This is a genomic window from Cohnella candidum (assembly GCF_003713065.1).
Taxonomy (GTDB): Bacteria; Bacillota; Bacilli; order Paenibacillales; family Paenibacillaceae; genus Cohnella; species Cohnella candidum.
Map to the genome: position 1 here is coordinate 4,087,025 of NZ_CP033433.1, position 17,137 is coordinate 4,104,161.

Here is a 17,137-nt window from a genome sequence, read left to right on the forward strand (position 1 = left end):
CTGCTGGAAAGGCCGGGAGAAGGAATCCTGATGGTTATCGTTCGATTTCCCAGCCCCCGGAGAAATGCAAACATCGTTCCGAAAAAGGCAGGTCTCCTGGCTACGCTTCTTTCTCCCGTTCCCTTCCCATGCCTGGCACAGTGGATTCGAACGTTCGTCAGCGTTACAGTTGCGGGGACAGCGCTAGAATCGCACTAGCTTCCCTATTAAACTACCGAAGTAGTACCTGTCCGGAACTCTATTCAATTGGAATGTTCTGATTGTAGCACACCTCCGCGGCCATTCCAAGATACAGTATGTAAACATTGGATTATGAGGCGTTCGACTCAAGATATTGATCGCCCATAGGAAATTTCTATGGCTGTATATAGTTTTTAAGTGTTTTTCGATGGCGAATTCTTCCCCCTATAATGGGGTCAACATGGAACCAAGGAGTGTTGGCGTTGAAGACTTCGGTTATCGGTTACCCCCGAGTCGGGGCATTAAGAGAGCTTAAATTTGCGTCCGAAAAGTTTTTCAAAGGCGAGATCGCGGCGGAGGAATTGCAACGTATTGGCGCAACGCTGAGAGCGGCCCATTGGAAGCTGCAACAGGAGAGCGGCATCGATTGGATTCCATCCAACGATTTCTCGTATTACGACGGACTGCTCGACACGGCCAGCTTGTTCAACGTCATTCCGAAGCGATACCGCGCGCTCGGCCTTGGCCCGTTGGAAACTTACTTCGCGATGGCGCGAGGCTATCAAGGTAAACAAGGCGACGTGAAAGCTTTAGCCATGAAAAAATGGTTCAACACGAACTACCACTACATGGAGCCGGAGATCGAGGATACCGCGGATATCCGGCTTGAGGGAACAAAGCTGTTCGACGAGTATGCGGAGGCAAAGCGGCTGGGCATCGCAACCAAACCCGTCCTGATCGGAGCTTTCACGCTGCTTAAGCTTGCGAAATACACGGGCGCCAAAAAGGCCGAGGACTTCGCCGACCATGTTGCGGATGCCTATTCGGCCGTGCTGGACAAATTGAACGCGCTTGGCGCGGCGTGGCTCCAACTGGATGAGCCGGCATTGGTCACGGATTTGACTACGGAGGATATCGCGCTTTTCTCGAAGCTCTATTCCAGGATTCTATCCGCCAAAGGGAACGTCAAAGTTCTCGCGCAAACGTATTTCGGAGACGTTCGCGACGTTTATCCGACCCTGCAAGCACTTCCGTTCGATGGCATCGGCCTCGATTTCGTAGAAGGCAAACGGTCTTTGGATCTTGTGCGTCAGTACGGATTCCCGGACGGTAAAGTGCTGTTCGCGGGCGTCATCAACGGCAAAAACATCTGGAAAAACGACTATCCACGCACCCTTGGCCTGATTCGCGAAATCGGCGGGCATGCGCAGCAGATCATGATCGGCCCGTCCTGCTCGCTGCTCCATGTGCCTTACACGCTGGCGCATGAAAAGAAGCTGCCTGCGGAGAAAAAAAGGTTCCTGGCTTTCGCGGAGGAGAAACTGCGGGAGCTGTCGGAGCTCAAAGCGATCGCAGAGCATGCCGATCCTCATGCTTCACCGTTATACACGGAGAACGAAAAGCTGTTCAGCGGGCCGCGGTTTACGAACGATGAAGCGGTGCAGGCAAGAGCGACGGCGCTCACGGAAGCGGATTTCAGGAGGCTTCTCGCCTTTGCGGAGAGGGAAGCGATTCAGAAAGCGAAATTCAATTTGCCGCCACTGCCGACGACGACGATCGGCTCGTTTCCGCAGACGGCCGACGTCCGGGCGAACCGCTCTTCATTCAAGAAAGGCGCCATCACCGAGGAGCAATACAAGCAATTCAACTTCGGTAAAATCGAAGAGTGCATCGAACGGCAGGAAGAGATCGGCCTCGATGTGCTTGTCCACGGTGAATACGAACGCAACGATATGGTTGAGTATTTCGGCGAAAGCTTGGATGGCTTTATTTTCACGGAAAACGCTTGGGTGCAGTCCTATGGGACCAGATGCGTAAAGCCGCCGATCATTTGGGGAGACATTCGCCGCGCCAAGCCGATCACCGTCGAATATTCCGCCTATGCCAAGCGCCTGACCGACAAGCCCGTCAAGGGAATGCTGACCGGCCCGGTTACGATCCTGAACTGGTCCTTTCCCCGTGAAGATATCAGCCTGAAGGACAGCGCCCTGCAAATCGCGCTTGCCATCCGGGACGAAGTATTGGATTTGGAGGCTAACGGCATTGACATCATCCAAATCGACGAGGCCGCATTAAGAGAAAAACTGCCGCTGCGGCAGTCGGACTGGCATCGCGAGTATTTGAGCTGGGCGATTCCCGCCTTCAGACTGACGCACAGCGGAGTCCAGGCAGGCACGCAGATCCATACGCACATGTGCTACAGCCAGTTCAGCGATATCATCCGGGAGATCGACGACATGGATGCCGACGTCATCACGTTCGAAGCCTCCAGATCGGACCTTTCGATCATCGAATCCATTCAGGCTTGCGGCTTCCGCACCGAAGTCGGCCCGGGCGTGTACGACATTCACTCCCCTCGTATTCCGAGCGTGGAAGAATTGAAACAGGCGCTGAAGCGGATGCTGGAATCCATCAATCCCGCCAAGTTGTGGGTCAACCCCGATTGCGGGCTCAAGACGCGCGGGGAAAACGAAACTTGGGCGAGCTTACGGAACTTGGTCCAAGCGGCCAAGGAAGCAAGAAACGAATTGTAGCATATATAAAAAGAGGATGAGCTCAGTTGGGCTCATCCTCTTCGTGGATGACGGGATAACCGAAATCCGCAATGACGCTTTTCAGAATGCGGACGTAGTCTTTGGCCAGCCGGCTCAGACTCGCTTTCTCATTCGTAATGTATCCCACCTGCATGTTCTCTTCCGTATGAAGGCGCACGGATTTGATCTGCTCTCCGTTCAGATCTTTATTCAGCACGCCCGAGCTGATCGTGTAGCCGTTCAACCCGATGAGGAGATTAAACAGCGTCGCGCGGTCGCTGACCAGTATTTTCTTCTTGTGGGCTCTCGTGCTGAGAATTTCCTCCGAGAAGTAGAACGAATTGTATTCTCCCTGCTCAAAGGCTAGCGAAGGGTAATCGTCCAAATCTTCTATTCTCAGCATCTGCTTGGAGGCAAGCGGATGCTCGGAGCTAATGAACACGTGCGCTTCGGCGACAAAAAGCGGATGGAATCGGAGCTCGTTATCCCTCAATATTTTCTGAATGACCTTCCGGTTAAAATCATTGAGATAGAGAACGCCGAGCTCGCTGCGCATATGGCGTACGTCTTCTATGATTTCGTAAGTTCGGGTTTCGCGAAGCGTACACTCGTACTCATCTACGTTTAACTCTTTCAACAAGCTTACGAAGGCTTGTACCGAGAAGGCATAATGCTGCGTCGAGATGGAGAAGAGCTTCTTGGAAGGCTTCCGATTCGTGTACCGCTGCTCAAGAAGCTCCGCCTGCTCCACGACTTGGCGGGCATAGGACAGAAACTCTGCCCCGTCCACGGACAGCACGATACCCTTGGAGGAACGCACGAAGATTTCGATGCCCATTTCCTGCTCGATCTCTTTCACCGCGCTGGACAAGCTGGGCTGCGAAATATAGAGCTTTTTCGCCGCTTCACTAATGGAGCCGCTGCTTACGATCGTTAAAATGTACTTCAACTGCTGCAATGTCATCGGTTTCCGTCCTTGCCCAATACGAAATTTTTGTGAGGCAGCTTGAGTTTGGAGCAGATCCGATCGTAATGCTGGGAGTCACTCACGTTGCCGCTCCCCTTCTTTGGCTCCCGGCTTCCACCGCAGCATCGTCATAACAATAATTTACAAGATTATTGTTGCCGTTCCAACAAATAAAACAAATAATCGGTCGGGACCCCGGCATACCCTTGCTGCCTCAGCATAGCCGTCACGTTGCCACGGTGATACGTCGATTAACTAAGCGTGCGGGTCATAATAAAATCGGTTTGTTCTTCATCCCCCATATAGAAAGAGTGGGCTCCGGTCCGAACAAACTCCATTTTTTCATAAAACGCGATCGCGCTCTCGTTTTTCTCCCAAACCCCGAGCCAAATCTTCTCCTTATTCTGCTCCTTTGCTCTTTCAATCGCTTTAAGATAGAAATGCTTACCCAGCCCCTGTTTTTGAAATGCTCTCCGAATATAAATCCTCTCGATCTCAAGCGAGTCCCGGCCCATTCGTTCAGATTGAGCGTCATTGATGTTTACCTTCAGGTACCCGGCAATTTGACCGTTAGAATAAATGAAATAGAATTCCGAATCGTTATTCGAAAGTTCTTTTTCTAATTGTTCGAGGTTAAATGCTTTATCCAAATAGGATTTCATATTCTCGGGCGAGTTTTGATCCTTGAACGTATCATTGAAGGTTTCTACACTAACTTCTTGAAGCGCGCCCAGATCTTCAAGCGTGCACTTTCTGATCTCTAACGTCATTTCACTTTTGTCCTCCTCAATAATCCCGCTTGTTTCCCTTTTTCACGAACTCCCAGTCTTTCTCTACGTTTTTTCTGACTCGCTGCAGCAGGTTAAAAACGGTCTCCGCTTCACTCTCGGAAAATCCGGAAAGCGCGACCGTGTTGGAATAATCGTTTTCCCTTTTGATATAAGGGTAGACCGTCTTCCCCTTCACCGTGGGAAACAGCTTATTGATTTTTTTGTTGCCGGGATCATCCTTCTTCTCGATAAATCCGTTGGTCTCGAGTTTCTGGATCGCGCGAGCGGCTGTCGTTCGGTCAACCTTAATCATCTCAGCCAGCTTTTCTTGAATGATTCCCGGATTTTCGCATATTCGCACGAGGTACAGGTACTGACCTTTGGTAAGATCGAATTGTTTAAATTCAATATTGCTTATGGAATCCAGCGCTCTGGCGATCATTCCGATTTCACGAAGAATTTCCTTCATATTGGCAGCTCCAGTAAGATATTGTTGCTTATATCGTACATTCGTTTTATTGCATTTGCAACAAAAATAACAACCGGAAAACTTTTTTATATTCGTTTAATATTTTGTTTCGGCTCAGTCTGGTGGTTATGATGGAGGTACTCCCGCCGAAAGAAGTGAGGACATGATCGTTATTACGAATGAATTGGTACGCCGATTAGTCGACAGCCAATTTCCGGAGTGGGCCAATTTAGATATAAGGTCCGTGAAAAAAAGCGGCCATGATAACCGAACCTATCGATTGGGCAGCGGGATGACCATTCGTCTGCCGAGTCATGAAAGATATGCGTCGGCTGTTGAGAAAGAGTTGACTTGGCTTCCTATTTTCAAACCGCTTATTTCCTTACCGATTCCGGTTCCCGTTGCAAAAGGGGAGCCGACCGAAGAATATCCTCTTCCATGGTCCATCAACCGGTGGATTGAAGGCGAGACCGTTATGCATACCAACATACCCAATCTAAAACTATTTGCCGAAGACCTCGCTAAGTTTTTGAAAGAGCTGGAGGCAATCGACGCAAGCCGAGGCATACCGGCTGGCTCCCAAAACTTTTACCGAGGGGGAAATCTTGCGGTTTACGATGACGAAACAAGGTCTATCATCGAAGCTGTATCCGAACAATACGATCATAAGCTGTTAACGGAAATATGGGAGCTTTCACTTGCGACAAGATACCATTCCGCCCCGCTATGGCTGCATGGTGACGTAGCAGTAGGGAATTTGCTCGTTAGGGATGGAAGGCTTTGCGGCGTCATAGATTTCGGAACGATGGGCGTGGGCGATCCTTCGAGTGATCTTGTAATGGCCTGGAACTTTTTTGATGAAGGCAGCCGCGAAACATTCCTGAAACTTATGGATTTTGATGAGGCTACTGATAACCGGGCACGCGGCTGGGCACTATGGAAAGCACTCATCACCTTCGCTCAGCATGAGAAGGGCTCGGAAGCTTCGAATTGGGGAAAGCATGTGGTGGATACCGTCATCCGAGACTACAAACGTCTATAATCGCATAGAACGAAAGGATGCTTGCGAAACAGGCGGTTCAATCGAAATCGTGTGCCATGTATGCGGGAAAGCTTATACGTTTGAACCGGATGAAATTGAAGCCAGTAAACAATAAAAAAGGAGCTTGCCTGAGCAGCTCCTTTTGTCATATGTGGCGTAGTTTAATCATTAACGTACATCCTCGAAATTCCGCAGCAGGCGTTCGCCCAGCTCTTTTTCATTTGTTTTTAACTCTTGCATGATCGGAATGCTCATGTCGGTATTCGGGTTGTATTGAAGCCCCCAGTGCATGATGGCGAATAAAACCGGAATAAGGTCCAGCGCTTTTTGCGTTGGCCGGTACATCGTTTGAGCCCGATTGGTCTCGCCTTCAATTTTGTTGAGCAAGCCTGAATCTACAAGGGTTTGGAGGCGTGCGCTCAAAATATTGGTCGCGATGCCTTCGCGCGAAGCCAGGAATTCGCGGTAATACCGCTTGTTATGGATGAGGACGTCCCGAAGAATGACCAGACTCCAAGGATCCCCCCATATGTCGAGCGCATATACAATCGGACATACGGTGGATGTTCGCTTTTTCATAGGCCTTATTATAAAATTCACACTTACTTTAAGCAAGTTCCGGCCTATTCTTGCCAGGTCACCGGCTTATCCAGTATGACGCCATCCGTTTGTACCCACTGACGGAGACTGCCCTCTTGGGCTTGAATCACGATGAACACTAAATCGCCGGTACCGTGATTGCGAAGCGTGCGTTCTCCTTGCGGCAAAACACGAACCGCACTTCCTTCCTTTACGTCAAAAGTCTGTCCGTCCACCTGAAACTGGCCTTGGCCGCCAATGAAAAGGTACAGCTCCTCATTTTCACGATGGGTGTGATAGAACGGGATAGAACCTCCCTCCGGCAGCTGATTCAGTGAAACCTCCATGCCGGTGAGTCCAAGTCTATCCTTGAGAAAGTACTTACCTGGGACAGGATCCTTCGACATACTCAAAAGATTGTTAAAAGGACCTGCTTCCACAACGCTGAAATGAGTACCGTTCATTCGCAAACTTCCCTTCGATTTGATATAGCGCCACACCATGTTGATACATAGAGTATAGGATTTGTACTTTTAAATTGCAAGTACAAATAGATGTGTAAACAAGCAGGGCCTATTTGTGGAGCAGATTCCGTAGAATTTCGGATACTTTCCCCTTGTTGAGCTGTTCCGGCGACACCGCCTTGCCGTCCAAAGTAACCGCCGGCAAGGATCCGATTCCGTATTTTGCCGCACGGGACTGCAACTCGGCCTCGCATTCCGGACTGCCGACGTCATAAACGAGTATGGAACATCGCGGGCAAGCCAACTCCCTGACTCTGGCTTCGAGATCATCCGATTGCGGGCTGCCGTCTTTAAAAATTTCGATCGTACTCAATGCGCATCTTCCTCCCTTATTTTTTTCAGCACTGGGCAATTCCGTTGGGGAAGAGGATCGGATGGCGCGGAAAGTTCGACCGCTTGCTCCAGCAGCGATTTGAAACTCGCCAGTCGGGTGATCTTTTCGTTGATTTCCACGATTTTAACGAGCGCCAGCGCCTGCATCTCTTCCACCGGAAAGTCGCTTTCCTGCTTGATCAGCGCCAAAAGCTGCTTGATCTCATTCAGCGTAAATCCGAGATCCTGCGCTCTCTTGATCAGCCGAATGTCTTCGACAGCGGACTCCGAATACAGCCGATACCCCGAATCGCTTCTGGCGGGCTTCTGCAAAAGCTCGCGCTTTTCGTAATATTTCACGGTTTCCAGGTTGACGTTCGCCGCCTTGGCTACTTGCCCGATCGTGAGCCCCTTCATTGCGTTCCTCCTCCCTTCCTTAGGATAAACTCCGGACCATGGTACCGGGTCAAGCGGCAAAAATGCCGACAAGCCGACCCATCGGGGGCCGGCTTGCTCCGTTATTTCGTCAAGATGTTCAGCAGACGGTCGACTTCCTGCGTCCAATCCATGCCCATCGCCTTGGCATCTTGAAGCATAAGACCGGTAATCACCGAAAGAAATAAAATCAACCGCTTGTAAGCGTCGCCCTCTGCGAACTGTCCTTCCTGCTGCCCTCGGACAAATATCGGAATTATCTGCTCGATGGTATCCTGGGGCGAATACCGCTCGATTGCTTCCTTCGCCTTGCTCGGAACGCCTTCCGAGGTTTGCGCTTGTTGAACGAGCAGGAAATAGTGCTTGTGGTTCTCATCCAACAATTGAAGCGTGAACGCCTTTAGTTGCTCAAGAGGCGAACCCGGTAATTTTCCGATTTCCCGGATGGCGTTCCGGGACTCCTCGATCGCCTCTTCCACGAGAAGCGCGAAAATCTCGTCTTTGGATTCAAAATAGCGGTACGATAGCCCTTGGCTGATGCCGGCCTCCTCCGCGATCATGCTCATCTTCGTGCCGGCAAGCCCTTTCTCCGCGAAAACTTTAAGAGCCGCCCTTTTGATCTGATCTTTGCGTTCGTCGAGCGCTTGTTCGGTTTGCGCTCTTCCAATTTTCGGCATCGATTATCCTTCTTCCCTATTTGTGCGTCGACGTCGATTAAGCTTCCGATGCGCGAATTTGCGCCCAGCTCACTTCCCAGAGCCTTTTCGCCGCTTCCATGTTGCTCGCTTGTACCGACGGCGTCCTCACTTGCTTATCGGCGTAGTAACGCCCGCTTTCCAGGTTCTTCGAGTCGGTATCCGCCAGCCACACCAGCGTTTCCGCGCCCTTCTCGGGGGTATGGGCAAATCTCTTCATGACGGCCATCGTCATCCGGGCCATCCATCCGTTGTCCTGATTGAAATTCGTGGCGACCAGTCCCGGATCGAAGCAATACGCAGATACATTAGTGCCTTTCAACTGCTGCGCCAGTTCAGCGGTGAATAAAATGTTCGCCAGCTTCGTCTCGCCGTATCGAAAATTAGGGCCGCCCTTCATTTTCCCCAGAAATCCAAAATAACCCTTAGCGCTCAAGTCATCGAAATTGATGCCCTTCATCGCCATCTTATGACCGTGGGAAGACGTCGTAATAATGCGGGAATCTTCACTCATCATCAGTCTATCAAGCAGCAGGTTCGTTAACAAGAATGGGGCGATATGGTTGACTGCCCAAGTCATCTCCAGACCATCCTCCGTCAGCTTATGATCGACGAACATGGCGCCCGCGTTATTGATCAGGATATCGATCTTCGGACATTGCTCCAATATCTCGTTTGCCGCGCGGCGGATGGAACTTTGGGAAGACATGTCGGCAATAAACACGTCGACCGTGACCTGATTGCCGGAAGACGCCCGCAGTCTGGCCGCAACCTCATTGGCTTTGGCCGCATTGCGCGCAATGATGCCCAAATTCGCCCCTCCGGCGGCTAACGCTTGCGCGGCCGCCAACCCGATCCCGCTCGTCGCACCTGTGATCACTGCATATTTTCCTTTTACATTTTGACCGTTCACTTGTTTGAATTCGTTCATTTGAGATGCCTCCTTATTAAATGAATGATTCATTCATTTGTCATTAGTATATGAACGGTTCATTCATTTGTCAACGGGCGTTTCATGTTCATAAATAAAAAAGAGGAGTATCCCCATGAAAGGTACTCCTCCGAATGCTTATTTATGCTTGCACGGCTGCCAAGGCAACCGCAATTAATGTGATTACGAAAGCCGGCATCGCTTGCCCGGGAGGATGCTTGACTCTGAAATGAGACAGGCATGCCGCCAGCATGGTAATGCCGATCCAGATCCCTGCCCACACGGCCGTTTCCCGATTCCAGTAGCCGACAACAAGTCCGGCTGCTCCGGCGAGTTGAACGAATCCCGTTACCACTCGGAACCATTGCGGCAGTTTTAGCGATTCGAACATATCCTTGAAATTTTTCGAACCGGCGAGCTTGCTCGCACCGCCAAAGGTCATGGAGACGAGCAGAAAACTTTGGAAAATCACAAACACGATGTACATGGGTTTCTCCCCCTATTCGGAATTTTGTTAAAGTCTGCGGCTCTTGGGACGCAGCGCCCACGAAGCGATATTTAACGCGGCATATGTGAGCGGCAGGATTACATGAAACCCGGAATCGCCGTAATCGTTTGCAAACACATGGGATAACGCCGCGCCCGTCATTAAAAAGAAGATACCGGCATGAGCCCATTCTTTGAGTCGAGGAAGACCCGGCGCGAGGATCGCCAGGACTCCAAGCAATTTCCAAGTCCCGAGAATTTTTGTAATGTATAGCGGGAAACCGATATGGGTCACTAACTCGACGTTTCCCCCATATCGCATCAGTTGACCAATGCCGCTTAACGTTATCGATATTGCGAGTAGTACTGTGATGGTCCAATAGGCAATCATTCTTCCTCGGGACTGTGTTATGAATTTCGCGGTTGTTACCGTACTGATCGTATTCATTTGTTTCCCTCCTTTATCTGACACCATTTGGTGTCGGTTTGATTATAGGACACCTTTTGGTGTCCTGTCAATTCATTTTTTGAATTAAGAAAAGAACTCTCCACACTCGGAGAGTTCTCGCAGTAATTTGTAATGATTTTCAAATTCCCCTATCCTTATTTTATTGCCATTCGTGCGTCACACTCCAAGAAACGGGGACTACTTGCAATGAAATCCTCGATTTTAACCCGCCCTTTCTATTACCTGTGGACCACGCAGACAACGGCGAACGCGGCGGATGTTCTTTACATTATGGCACTTACGGTGCTGGTATTAAACCGGACCGACTCGCTGGTATCGGCGGCCTTGATGCCGTTGATGCGCAGCGGCGCCCAAATGTTGAGCGGCTTGATCGCACCGCTGCTGATGAACCGCTTCAAGCTGCCGGCATTGCTGCTCCTTTCGCAGACGGGCCAGTGTATTTTGTTCCTCTGTCTGGCCTTATACTTACAGCTTAACGATAACAACTCGTCGCTTGTTCTTGTTTTTACGCTCGTTTTTATCATGTCCTTCCTTGACGGATGGACGGTTCCAGCTCGCAATGCGCTTGTTCCGCGGCTCGTGGCGCATGAGCAGGGTCTGCTCAAGGCAAACGGCCTTATCAGCGTGAGTGACCAGGTGGTACAGTTTGCGGGCTGGGGACTGAGCGGCCTGATCGTCGCTTTTCTAGGCCCCGGTCACACGCTGCTATTGACGGTCATCCTCTACGGGTTAGCCGCGGTTTTTACGCTGGGCGTCAAAGAGCCGCCCGATGTCGAGTCGGTACGGCGGCATACAGCAGAGGACAACTCGGCTGCACCTTCGTCCAAATGGCACACCCTGACCGAAGGCTGGAAAATGATCTGGCAGATGTCGCGATTACGGTTGCTTACATTTATGGACATCATCGACATGCTGGGCGGGTCGGTATGGGTCGGTGCCTTTACGCTCGCCTTCGTGCAAGTCGCCCTAGGAAAAGGTGAAGAGTGGTGGGGGTTCATCAATGGAGCATATTTTGCGGGGACAGTCGGCGGCGGGTTGCTGGTGCTGACGTTGGCGCGGGCGATCGGGAACCGCTACCTGGCAGCCATGTTGATCGGCATGGCGGGGTACGGCATCCTTACAGCTCTCTACGCCATCAACACCCGGCCCATCATTGCGCTTATTCTCGTGTTGTTGATGGGACCGTTCGCCGAACTGTCGATCGTCAACCGGCGCACCTTGATTCAGCGCAGCGTAGCCAAAGAGACGCTGCCCAAAGTATTGTCGGCTCAAGCCTCCCTGCTGAATCTCGTTTTCTGTATCTCGCTGCTGGTTATGGCTAGCCTAGCCGAATGGTTCGGCATCGTGAACCTGTATTTACTCGCGGCAGGACTCACTCTGCTGGCGCTAGGGGTAGGCCTGATCGGCCGCCGGACCTTCCATAACGCGGCCGACCCCGGCGCGGGCGATTAAACTCCGCCACGCTGACTTGTCGCCAACCGTCTGATTTCCGCACCCATTCTGGCGTTAACGGGATATACTTCTTCCAAGAAACGAAGAATATTCAGCGCCGATTCCGGGGTCCGCTCATATCCCTGCATCATTCCGCCTACTCGTTCCGCAAAGGAAGGGTACCTCTTTTCCATCCGCCGTTCCTCTCCGAACACGTCCGGAAAGTACGCCTCTTCCTTCTCCAACAAATGCAGCACGCTAAGGACGCTATCCACGGCATGGCTCTGGACGAACCGCGCCGCGGAGAGTTTCTCTCCTCGGGCATATCGGCATAGTCCCACGTACAGGTTGGTCAGAGCCTCATTCAGCGGAAAATCCAGTCCCTCTCTTCGCTGCGTTTCCGTCTTTCTTCCGCCCTTGGCGATCTCCGGCTTCGCGTAATCCGGATCCATCCAAACGATTCTTCCCTCCGAGTAGGCGATATGTTCCATTTCCTCCTCCTCGAACACGGCAAACTCGCCGTATATCCCATCCTCGAACAGGATCTTGTGTCCGTCCACCGTATTCTTGAAGGTATACGCCAACGGAGATACCTCCTCCAGCCAATCCAAACGTTCTATATACGCTTGTTTAAACCCCGGCTTCACGATCACGAAAAAGTCCAAATCGGAGTATTCATCGATTCGTCCCGTTTCCACCCCTACCGATCCGACTCCCAACAAAAGCAGCGCCTCGCCTCTGCGCTCCAGCGAACCTCCGATTTCATCCAGCCTTCCAAGAAGGTGCTCCTTCGAAGCCATCCCCAATCTCCTCCATTCAGTCAATAAAAAAAGGTCCAACCCCAATTGCCGCGAGGTTGAACCTTTCGGTTACATAGCCTTTAAATTATTTTCAGAGTATTTTAAAAACGCTTCGCTGTCAAGACCGTTCCGGATTAGTGAATATCGTGCTTCTTGAAGTTTCCGCCTTTCACTTCGGCAACGTCGTACACCATCACAAAGGCACTCGGATCGATTTTATGGATGATTTCTTTCATTTTGCTTTCCTCCAACCGGTTAATGACGCAAGTAATCTCCTTGAACTGTTCGTTGGTGTATCCGCCTTCCACGAGATTATATGTAGCACCGCGTCCTAAGCGGTCGCGAATGGTTTCCACCATGGTTTCCGGATGCCTGGTGATGATTTTGAACGTTTTCGCGCCGCTCAAACCTTCTTCAACAATATGAATCACTTTCGAGGCAATATAATAAGCGATGCCTGACATAATCGCGCCTTGTAGGCCAAAAACGGTTGAAACGACAATAAACACGAACACGTTCAGGAATAAGATAAGATCGCTGGTACCGAAAGGCAGTTTCCGGGAGAGCAATACGGCTAACATATCAATCCCGTCCAGCGCACCGCCGTTCCGTAAGGCCAGACCCATTCCAAAACCGATGATAATACCGCCGACAACGGTCACCAGGAGCGTATCGCCTTGGAGGATGGGGGAAATTTCATGCATGACGACCGTGCCGACAGCCAATGAAGCAATACCGAGCACGGAATAAATCGCGAAGGTTTTTCCGATTTGCTTGTATCCCAAAAAGATAAACGGAACATTGAGAATCGCGATGAGCAGTCCTAACGGCATTCCGATAAGCTCCGATCCTACGATGCTTAAACCTGTCACCCCGCCGTCGGATACATTGTTCGGGATTAATACGGCTTCAAGACCATAGGCGGTGATGAAGGCTCCTATGATCACGGCCAGTCCGCGTAAAATTTTCATGAAAACGGCAGGTTGTTCTTGCGTTGTCTTCATTTTATGACCTCATTTCATTGTACTGTCTTCCTGCAAACCCATTTTTAACAGATCGCGATGCAGTTAAAGAGAATGTTCGATTAAAGGCTGATTTATTCAGTCTTTAATGGCAAAGTTTGACGGAACGTTCCCCAACCGATATATTTTTCCTAAAACCCATCATACCGGAGGATACCCATTGTGCAAAATAAAGTGATCTTGCTGAGCACGGACTGCTGGGGAAAAGGCGATGAAGCGCTGGGCCATACGATTTTGGAAACTTTCTTTACGCTGCTGAAGCAAGAGCAGGAACGCCCGGCCGCCGTTTTCTGCATGCACCGCGGCGTCATGGCGCTGACTGAAGCGTCTGTCGTATCCTTGCAACTAAAAGAACTCGAACAGCTCGGAGTACCGGTTCTGGCGTGCAAGACATGCACCGACTATTTCGGCGTCACGGATAAGCTGTCTGCCGGCGAGGTATCGACCATGAAGCGGTTCATTGAGCTGTCGGCCGAACATGAGGTATTCACGATCGCTTGATCAAGCCCTGCGCGGTATAAGAACAACGAAAGAGCCTGCCGATCATGCGATCGCGCAGGCTCTTATTCATGGGTTATAGGGTGATTGGCCCCTAACGCTTCCATAGGTAGACGCCGGATCGTCAATGTCGAACGTGCCGGACTGCGTCGCGGGGATCTGCCAGAAGTGGTCAAGCTGGATACCGTTCTCGTCGATCAATCGGTGAAGCTCTTCCATAAATACGCCGTAACCGGGATCGCAGGAGGGACTTGTCGCAATCCCTAAGCCGCCAATGAGTTCGTATCCGTGATTTTGGTAAGTTCTCAGCTGCTCCACGATCGGCTGCAGAATCGCGCGCGAGTGGGCGCGATATTCCGGGGTATCGTATTGAGCCCGCGTCATGGAAGGCCGGTCCGGACCCAGGTAGGTAAACTCGGGGCAGGGAAGCTGGACGAGACCGTATCCCTGCGCCTCCGCCCAATCCACTGCCGACCGCATCATGCCCGGGCTGCGGGCTTCTTCCGGTATGACCGTATTCTGATTTAGCACGCAGTGCGAGACGACGAGAATTTTGCGGCTACGCTGCATGTTGAGATCCCCGAGAAGACCGTTTCGGACTTCCGAGACGCTTCATCATGCCGGCCGGCAAATTGCGGATGATGAGCATTACGAGTATGCAGGAGAGCACCTTGTCGAGCAGATTTTCGTACAATCGCGGAATAAAGGCGGCTGCGAACAATTGAGCGCCGGCATCCCGCAGCCAAATCACGACGACGTCCGTTGCTCCGCCGGTCAGTCCGCCGAACATGGCCACGGCAATCGGCGTGCCGATGATCGGGCATATGATCGACATGAACACGCCCGAAGCGATCGCGATCCACAGGCTGAAGCCGTAGCGGCGCGCCGCATACCCGGCAATCAGGCCGACGGCGCCGTTGACCAGGCCGAATGGAATATTCGTGTAGTTGGACGTTACGCCAAGTACCAGATTCGTCAGAATGCCCACCGCGAAAGCCCAATACGGCCCATACAGCACGGCGATGAAAATCGTGCCTATCGTATCAAGGAAGAGAAGCGGGATTTTGAGGTCACCCACGATCGTACCGGCCACCACGTTCAAAGCGATGGCAAAGGCGCATAGCGCCAGTCTTGTCACGTTTTGATTCACAATTGGCTCATCCTTCCGTTTAATTTGCCAGGGAGACAACCTGCGACTTCTAATCATATATAATATAAATTAGTGTTATTCACAAGAAAATATTGTATGGGATTTGGAGCAACGTTCATGATCAGGGTAAACAACGTTAGCTATTCCTATGTGGAATCGGACGAGATAGAAGGGGTTCGGCCCGCGCTTCAAGGAGTTACGCTTGAGGTAGCGGAAGGCTCCTATGTGGCACTTATGGGCTCGAACGGTTCCGGCAAGTCTACGCTGGCCAGAATGCTGAACGGATTGCTGCAGCCGGAGTCCGGCACCGTCACGGTAGACGGCATGGACGCTGCCGAGCCCGCGATCCAACAACAGCTTCGTAGATCGGTGCAATTCGTATTCCAGAATCCGGAGAATCAGATCGTAGGCGTGACCGTAGAGGATGATATCGCATTCGGCCTCTCTAATCTTAAGGTTCCGAGGGACGAGATGAGGAAACGGATTACCTGGGCTTTGGAAACGGTGGGTCTGCAAGGCCGGGAACGAGAGGCAACCATGGATCTTTCCGGCGGAGAGAAGCAGAAGCTGGCGCTTGCTTCCGTCCTGGTCATGTTACCTCGCTACCTTGTGATGGACGAGCCTACTTCGATGCTGGATCCGGGAGCGCGGGCGCATTTTCTGGACATGCTGATCGATATCCACCGCCAACAAGGCATCGGGCTGCTTCATATTACTCACGACTATGAGGAGATACGCCGAGCCGATCGCGTGGTACTGTTTCGGGAAGGAAGGGTCATGGGGCAGGGAACGCCGCTGGCCTCGCTAGAGACCCCGGAGTTGCTGGCATCCTGCGGAATCGAGCTGCCTTACCTCGCTGCGGTAAGCGCCGCGTTAAGACAACGCGGGGTCCGCTTGCCCGTATGGCCAACCGAGGAGGAGGTTATCCGTGCCTTATGCTGATGTCCCTGGAACTGCGGAATGTCTCTTATCAATATCGGGGAGGGTCGATTAGGGGGCGTCACAAGAAGGCGTCCGCCGACACGCCGGCAGCGCTTCGCGATGTCTCGCTGGCCATTAAGGAAGGGGAGATGATCGCGGTCGCGGGCCGATCGGGATCCGGCAAATCGACGCTGTTGCAGCTCCTGAAAGGCTTTCTGCAACCTACCGGCGGCAGCTTGCTCTTGGGCGGCCTAGATCCTTGGAAGGAGCGCGCGCCGGAAAGGTTCGACGACATCGGACTGGTGTTCCAATATCCGGAGCATCAGCTTTTCGCGCGCACGGTCCTTGACGATATCGGCTTCGGACCGCGTGCGCGCTGGGGGAAGGCTGACAAGAACCGCGTGACCGATGCGGTGATGCAGGCCATGATGAGCATGGATCTTGTGGCCGGCGAATATGGACATCGGAGCCCGCTGGAGCTCAGCGGCGGCGAGAAGCGAAGGGTCGCGCTGGCCGGCGTGCTGGCGCTGGAACCCAAGCTTCTGTTGTTGGACGAGCCGACCGCCGGCTTGGATTGGCCCTCGCGTGAAGCCCTGTTCACGCTGCTGCACGGGCTTCGGCAAGAACGAGGCCTGTGCGTGATCTGGGTCAGCCATCAAATGACGGAAATGCTGGCCCATGCAAACCGGCTGCTATGGCTCGATCAAGGCAGGCTCGTCCGCGACGGTTCGCCGGCTTCCATTCTCTCGGACGCGGACTTTCTCGAACGGATGGGCATGCGCATACCGGAATGTTTTTCGCTGCGTGACCGGCTCGCGGCCGCCGGCTTTCGCGAGCTTCACAACCCTTGGGATGCCGCAAGTTTCGCGGAATCACTTATTCGCGGGCGCGAAACGCACGAGTCGAAGGGGGAGGTTTAATC

21 protein-coding genes, 1 pseudogene and 1 riboswitch are annotated in these 17,137 nt (G+C 52.1%); of the genes and pseudogenes, 6 read left to right on the forward strand and 16 right to left on the reverse strand.

The window, feature by feature from the left end; all coding sequences use genetic code 11:
- Nucleotides 1–69: 69 nt before the first annotated feature.
- Nucleotides 70–245: riboswitch (cobalamin riboswitch) on the reverse strand.
- 189 nt (nucleotides 246–434) lie between these two features.
- On the forward strand, nucleotides 435–2,714 hold the full coding sequence (metE, locus tag EAV92_RS18745; RefSeq protein WP_478210228.1) for a 5-methyltetrahydropteroyltriglutamate--homocysteine S-methyltransferase: 2,280 nt from the start codon (nucleotides 435–437) through the stop codon (nucleotides 2,712–2,714).
- 22 nt (nucleotides 2,715–2,736) lie between these two features.
- On the opposite strand, the gene EAV92_RS18750 is transcribed toward metE, so the two are convergent.
- The 4 genes and pseudogenes from EAV92_RS18750 to EAV92_RS18765 all read right to left on the reverse strand — a co-directional run bounded on the left by EAV92_RS18750 (nucleotide 2,737) and on the right by EAV92_RS18765 (nucleotide 4,920).
- On the reverse strand, nucleotides 2,737–3,678 hold the full coding sequence (locus tag EAV92_RS18750; RefSeq protein WP_123042510.1) for a LysR family transcriptional regulator: 942 nt from the start codon (nucleotides 3,676–3,678) through the stop codon (nucleotides 2,737–2,739).
- 152 nt (nucleotides 3,679–3,830) lie between these two features.
- Nucleotides 3,831–3,929 (reverse strand): annotated as a pseudogene (locus EAV92_RS25070) (DinB family protein); the annotation flags it as partial.
- A gap of 3 nt (nucleotides 3,930–3,932) precedes the next feature.
- On the reverse strand, nucleotides 3,933–4,451 hold the full coding sequence (gene paiA / locus EAV92_RS18760; RefSeq protein ID WP_123042512.1) for a spermidine/spermine N(1)-acetyltransferase: 519 nt from the start codon (nucleotides 4,449–4,451) through the stop codon (nucleotides 3,933–3,935).
- A 16-nt stretch (nucleotides 4,452–4,467) separates the two neighbouring features.
- The gene (locus tag EAV92_RS18765) at nucleotides 4,468–4,920 is read right to left on the reverse strand and encodes a MarR family winged helix-turn-helix transcriptional regulator (RefSeq protein WP_123042513.1); all 453 of its coding nucleotides are present in this window, start codon (nucleotides 4,918–4,920) and stop codon (nucleotides 4,468–4,470) included.
- A 163-nt stretch (nucleotides 4,921–5,083) separates the two neighbouring features.
- Between EAV92_RS18765 and EAV92_RS18770 the strand changes: the two genes are divergently transcribed.
- Nucleotides 5,084–5,962: an aminoglycoside phosphotransferase family protein gene (locus EAV92_RS18770; protein ID WP_123042514.1), complete on the forward strand. Its 879-nt coding sequence runs from the start codon at nucleotides 5,084–5,086 to the stop codon at nucleotides 5,960–5,962.
- A 168-nt stretch (nucleotides 5,963–6,130) separates the two neighbouring features.
- On the opposite strand, the gene EAV92_RS18775 is transcribed toward EAV92_RS18770, so the two are convergent.
- The 8 genes from EAV92_RS18775 to EAV92_RS18810 form a co-directional block, all read right to left on the reverse strand.
- Nucleotides 6,131–6,577, reverse strand: a complete 447-nt coding sequence (locus EAV92_RS18775) for a winged helix-turn-helix transcriptional regulator (protein ID WP_164472850.1) — start codon at nucleotides 6,575–6,577, stop codon at nucleotides 6,131–6,133.
- Nucleotides 6,578–6,585: 8 nt separating this feature from the next.
- Nucleotides 6,586–7,005, reverse strand: coding sequence for a cupin domain-containing protein (locus EAV92_RS18780; RefSeq protein ID WP_123042516.1), 420 nt, complete (start codon nucleotides 7,003–7,005; stop codon nucleotides 6,586–6,588).
- Nucleotides 7,006–7,114: 109 nt separating this feature from the next.
- Complete coding sequence (locus EAV92_RS18785) at nucleotides 7,115–7,378, reverse strand: hypothetical protein (protein ID WP_123042517.1); 264 nt, start codon at nucleotides 7,376–7,378, stop codon at nucleotides 7,115–7,117.
- Entirely contained in the window at nucleotides 7,375–7,794 is a 420-nt protein-coding gene (locus EAV92_RS18790) for a MerR family transcriptional regulator (RefSeq protein WP_123042518.1), read from the reverse strand. Before EAV92_RS18790 ends, EAV92_RS18785 begins: the two co-directional genes overlap by 4 nt.
- A 101-nt stretch (nucleotides 7,795–7,895) precedes the next feature.
- The gene (locus EAV92_RS18795; RefSeq protein ID WP_123042519.1) at nucleotides 7,896–8,489 is read right to left on the reverse strand and encodes a TetR/AcrR family transcriptional regulator; all 594 of its coding nucleotides are present in this window, start codon (nucleotides 8,487–8,489) and stop codon (nucleotides 7,896–7,898) included.
- A gap of 37 nt (nucleotides 8,490–8,526) precedes the next feature.
- Nucleotides 8,527–9,438, reverse strand: coding sequence for an SDR family NAD(P)-dependent oxidoreductase (locus tag EAV92_RS18800; protein WP_123042520.1), 912 nt, complete (start codon nucleotides 9,436–9,438; stop codon nucleotides 8,527–8,529).
- 142 nt (nucleotides 9,439–9,580) lie between these two features.
- Nucleotides 9,581–9,925: a DoxX family protein gene (locus EAV92_RS18805; RefSeq protein ID WP_123042521.1), complete on the reverse strand. Its 345-nt coding sequence runs from the start codon at nucleotides 9,923–9,925 to the stop codon at nucleotides 9,581–9,583.
- 27 nt (nucleotides 9,926–9,952) lie between these two features.
- Nucleotides 9,953–10,372 carry a DoxX family protein gene (locus EAV92_RS18810; RefSeq protein ID WP_123042522.1) on the reverse strand — a complete coding sequence of 140 codons (420 nt, stop codon included), beginning with the start codon at nucleotides 10,370–10,372 and terminating at the stop codon, nucleotides 9,953–9,955.
- Nucleotides 10,373–10,579: 207 nt separating this feature from the next.
- On the opposite strand from EAV92_RS18810, the gene EAV92_RS18815 reads away from it, so the two are divergent.
- Nucleotides 10,580–11,845, forward strand: a complete 1,266-nt coding sequence (locus EAV92_RS18815; protein ID WP_123043810.1) for an MFS transporter — start codon at nucleotides 10,580–10,582, stop codon at nucleotides 11,843–11,845.
- On the opposite strand, the gene EAV92_RS18820 is transcribed toward EAV92_RS18815, so the two are convergent.
- On the reverse strand, nucleotides 11,842–12,624 hold the full coding sequence (locus tag EAV92_RS18820) for a hypothetical protein (RefSeq protein WP_123042523.1): 783 nt from the start codon (nucleotides 12,622–12,624) through the stop codon (nucleotides 11,842–11,844). The genes EAV92_RS18815 and EAV92_RS18820 overlap by 4 nt on opposite strands.
- Before the next feature lie 134 nt (nucleotides 12,625–12,758).
- Nucleotides 12,759–13,628, reverse strand: a complete 870-nt coding sequence (locus tag EAV92_RS18825) for a YitT family protein (RefSeq protein WP_123042524.1) — start codon at nucleotides 13,626–13,628, stop codon at nucleotides 12,759–12,761.
- Between the two features lie 180 nt (nucleotides 13,629–13,808).
- On the opposite strand from EAV92_RS18825, the gene EAV92_RS18830 reads away from it, so the two are divergent.
- Nucleotides 13,809–14,147, forward strand: coding sequence for a DsrE family protein (locus EAV92_RS18830; protein WP_123042525.1), 339 nt, complete (start codon nucleotides 13,809–13,811; stop codon nucleotides 14,145–14,147).
- Between the two features lie 66 nt (nucleotides 14,148–14,213).
- Here the strand turns inward: EAV92_RS18830 and EAV92_RS18835 are convergent, their stop codons facing one another.
- Together EAV92_RS18835 and EAV92_RS18840 are read right to left on the reverse strand one after the other, a co-directional pair.
- Nucleotides 14,214–14,714: a CD3072 family TudS-related putative desulfidase gene (locus EAV92_RS18835; protein WP_123042526.1), complete on the reverse strand. Its 501-nt coding sequence runs from the start codon at nucleotides 14,712–14,714 to the stop codon at nucleotides 14,214–14,216.
- Nucleotides 14,704–15,294 (reverse strand): CD3073 family putative ECF transporter S component, encoded by a 591-nt coding sequence (locus tag EAV92_RS18840; RefSeq protein WP_241158313.1) that lies wholly within the window; start codon nucleotides 15,292–15,294, stop codon nucleotides 14,704–14,706. The genes EAV92_RS18835 and EAV92_RS18840 overlap by 11 nt, the downstream gene beginning before the upstream one ends.
- A gap of 117 nt (nucleotides 15,295–15,411) precedes the next feature.
- Between EAV92_RS18840 and EAV92_RS18845 the strand changes: the two genes are divergently transcribed.
- Together EAV92_RS18845 and EAV92_RS18850 are read left to right on the forward strand one after the other, a co-directional pair.
- Complete coding sequence (locus EAV92_RS18845; RefSeq protein ID WP_123042528.1) at nucleotides 15,412–16,236, forward strand: ATP-binding cassette domain-containing protein; 825 nt, start codon at nucleotides 15,412–15,414, stop codon at nucleotides 16,234–16,236.
- A complete protein-coding gene (locus tag EAV92_RS18850; RefSeq protein ID WP_164472851.1) occupies nucleotides 16,230–17,135 on the forward strand; it encodes an ATP-binding cassette domain-containing protein in 906 nt (301 codons plus the stop codon). Before EAV92_RS18845 ends, EAV92_RS18850 begins: the two co-directional genes overlap by 7 nt.
- Nucleotides 17,136–17,137: the final 2 nt, after the last annotated feature.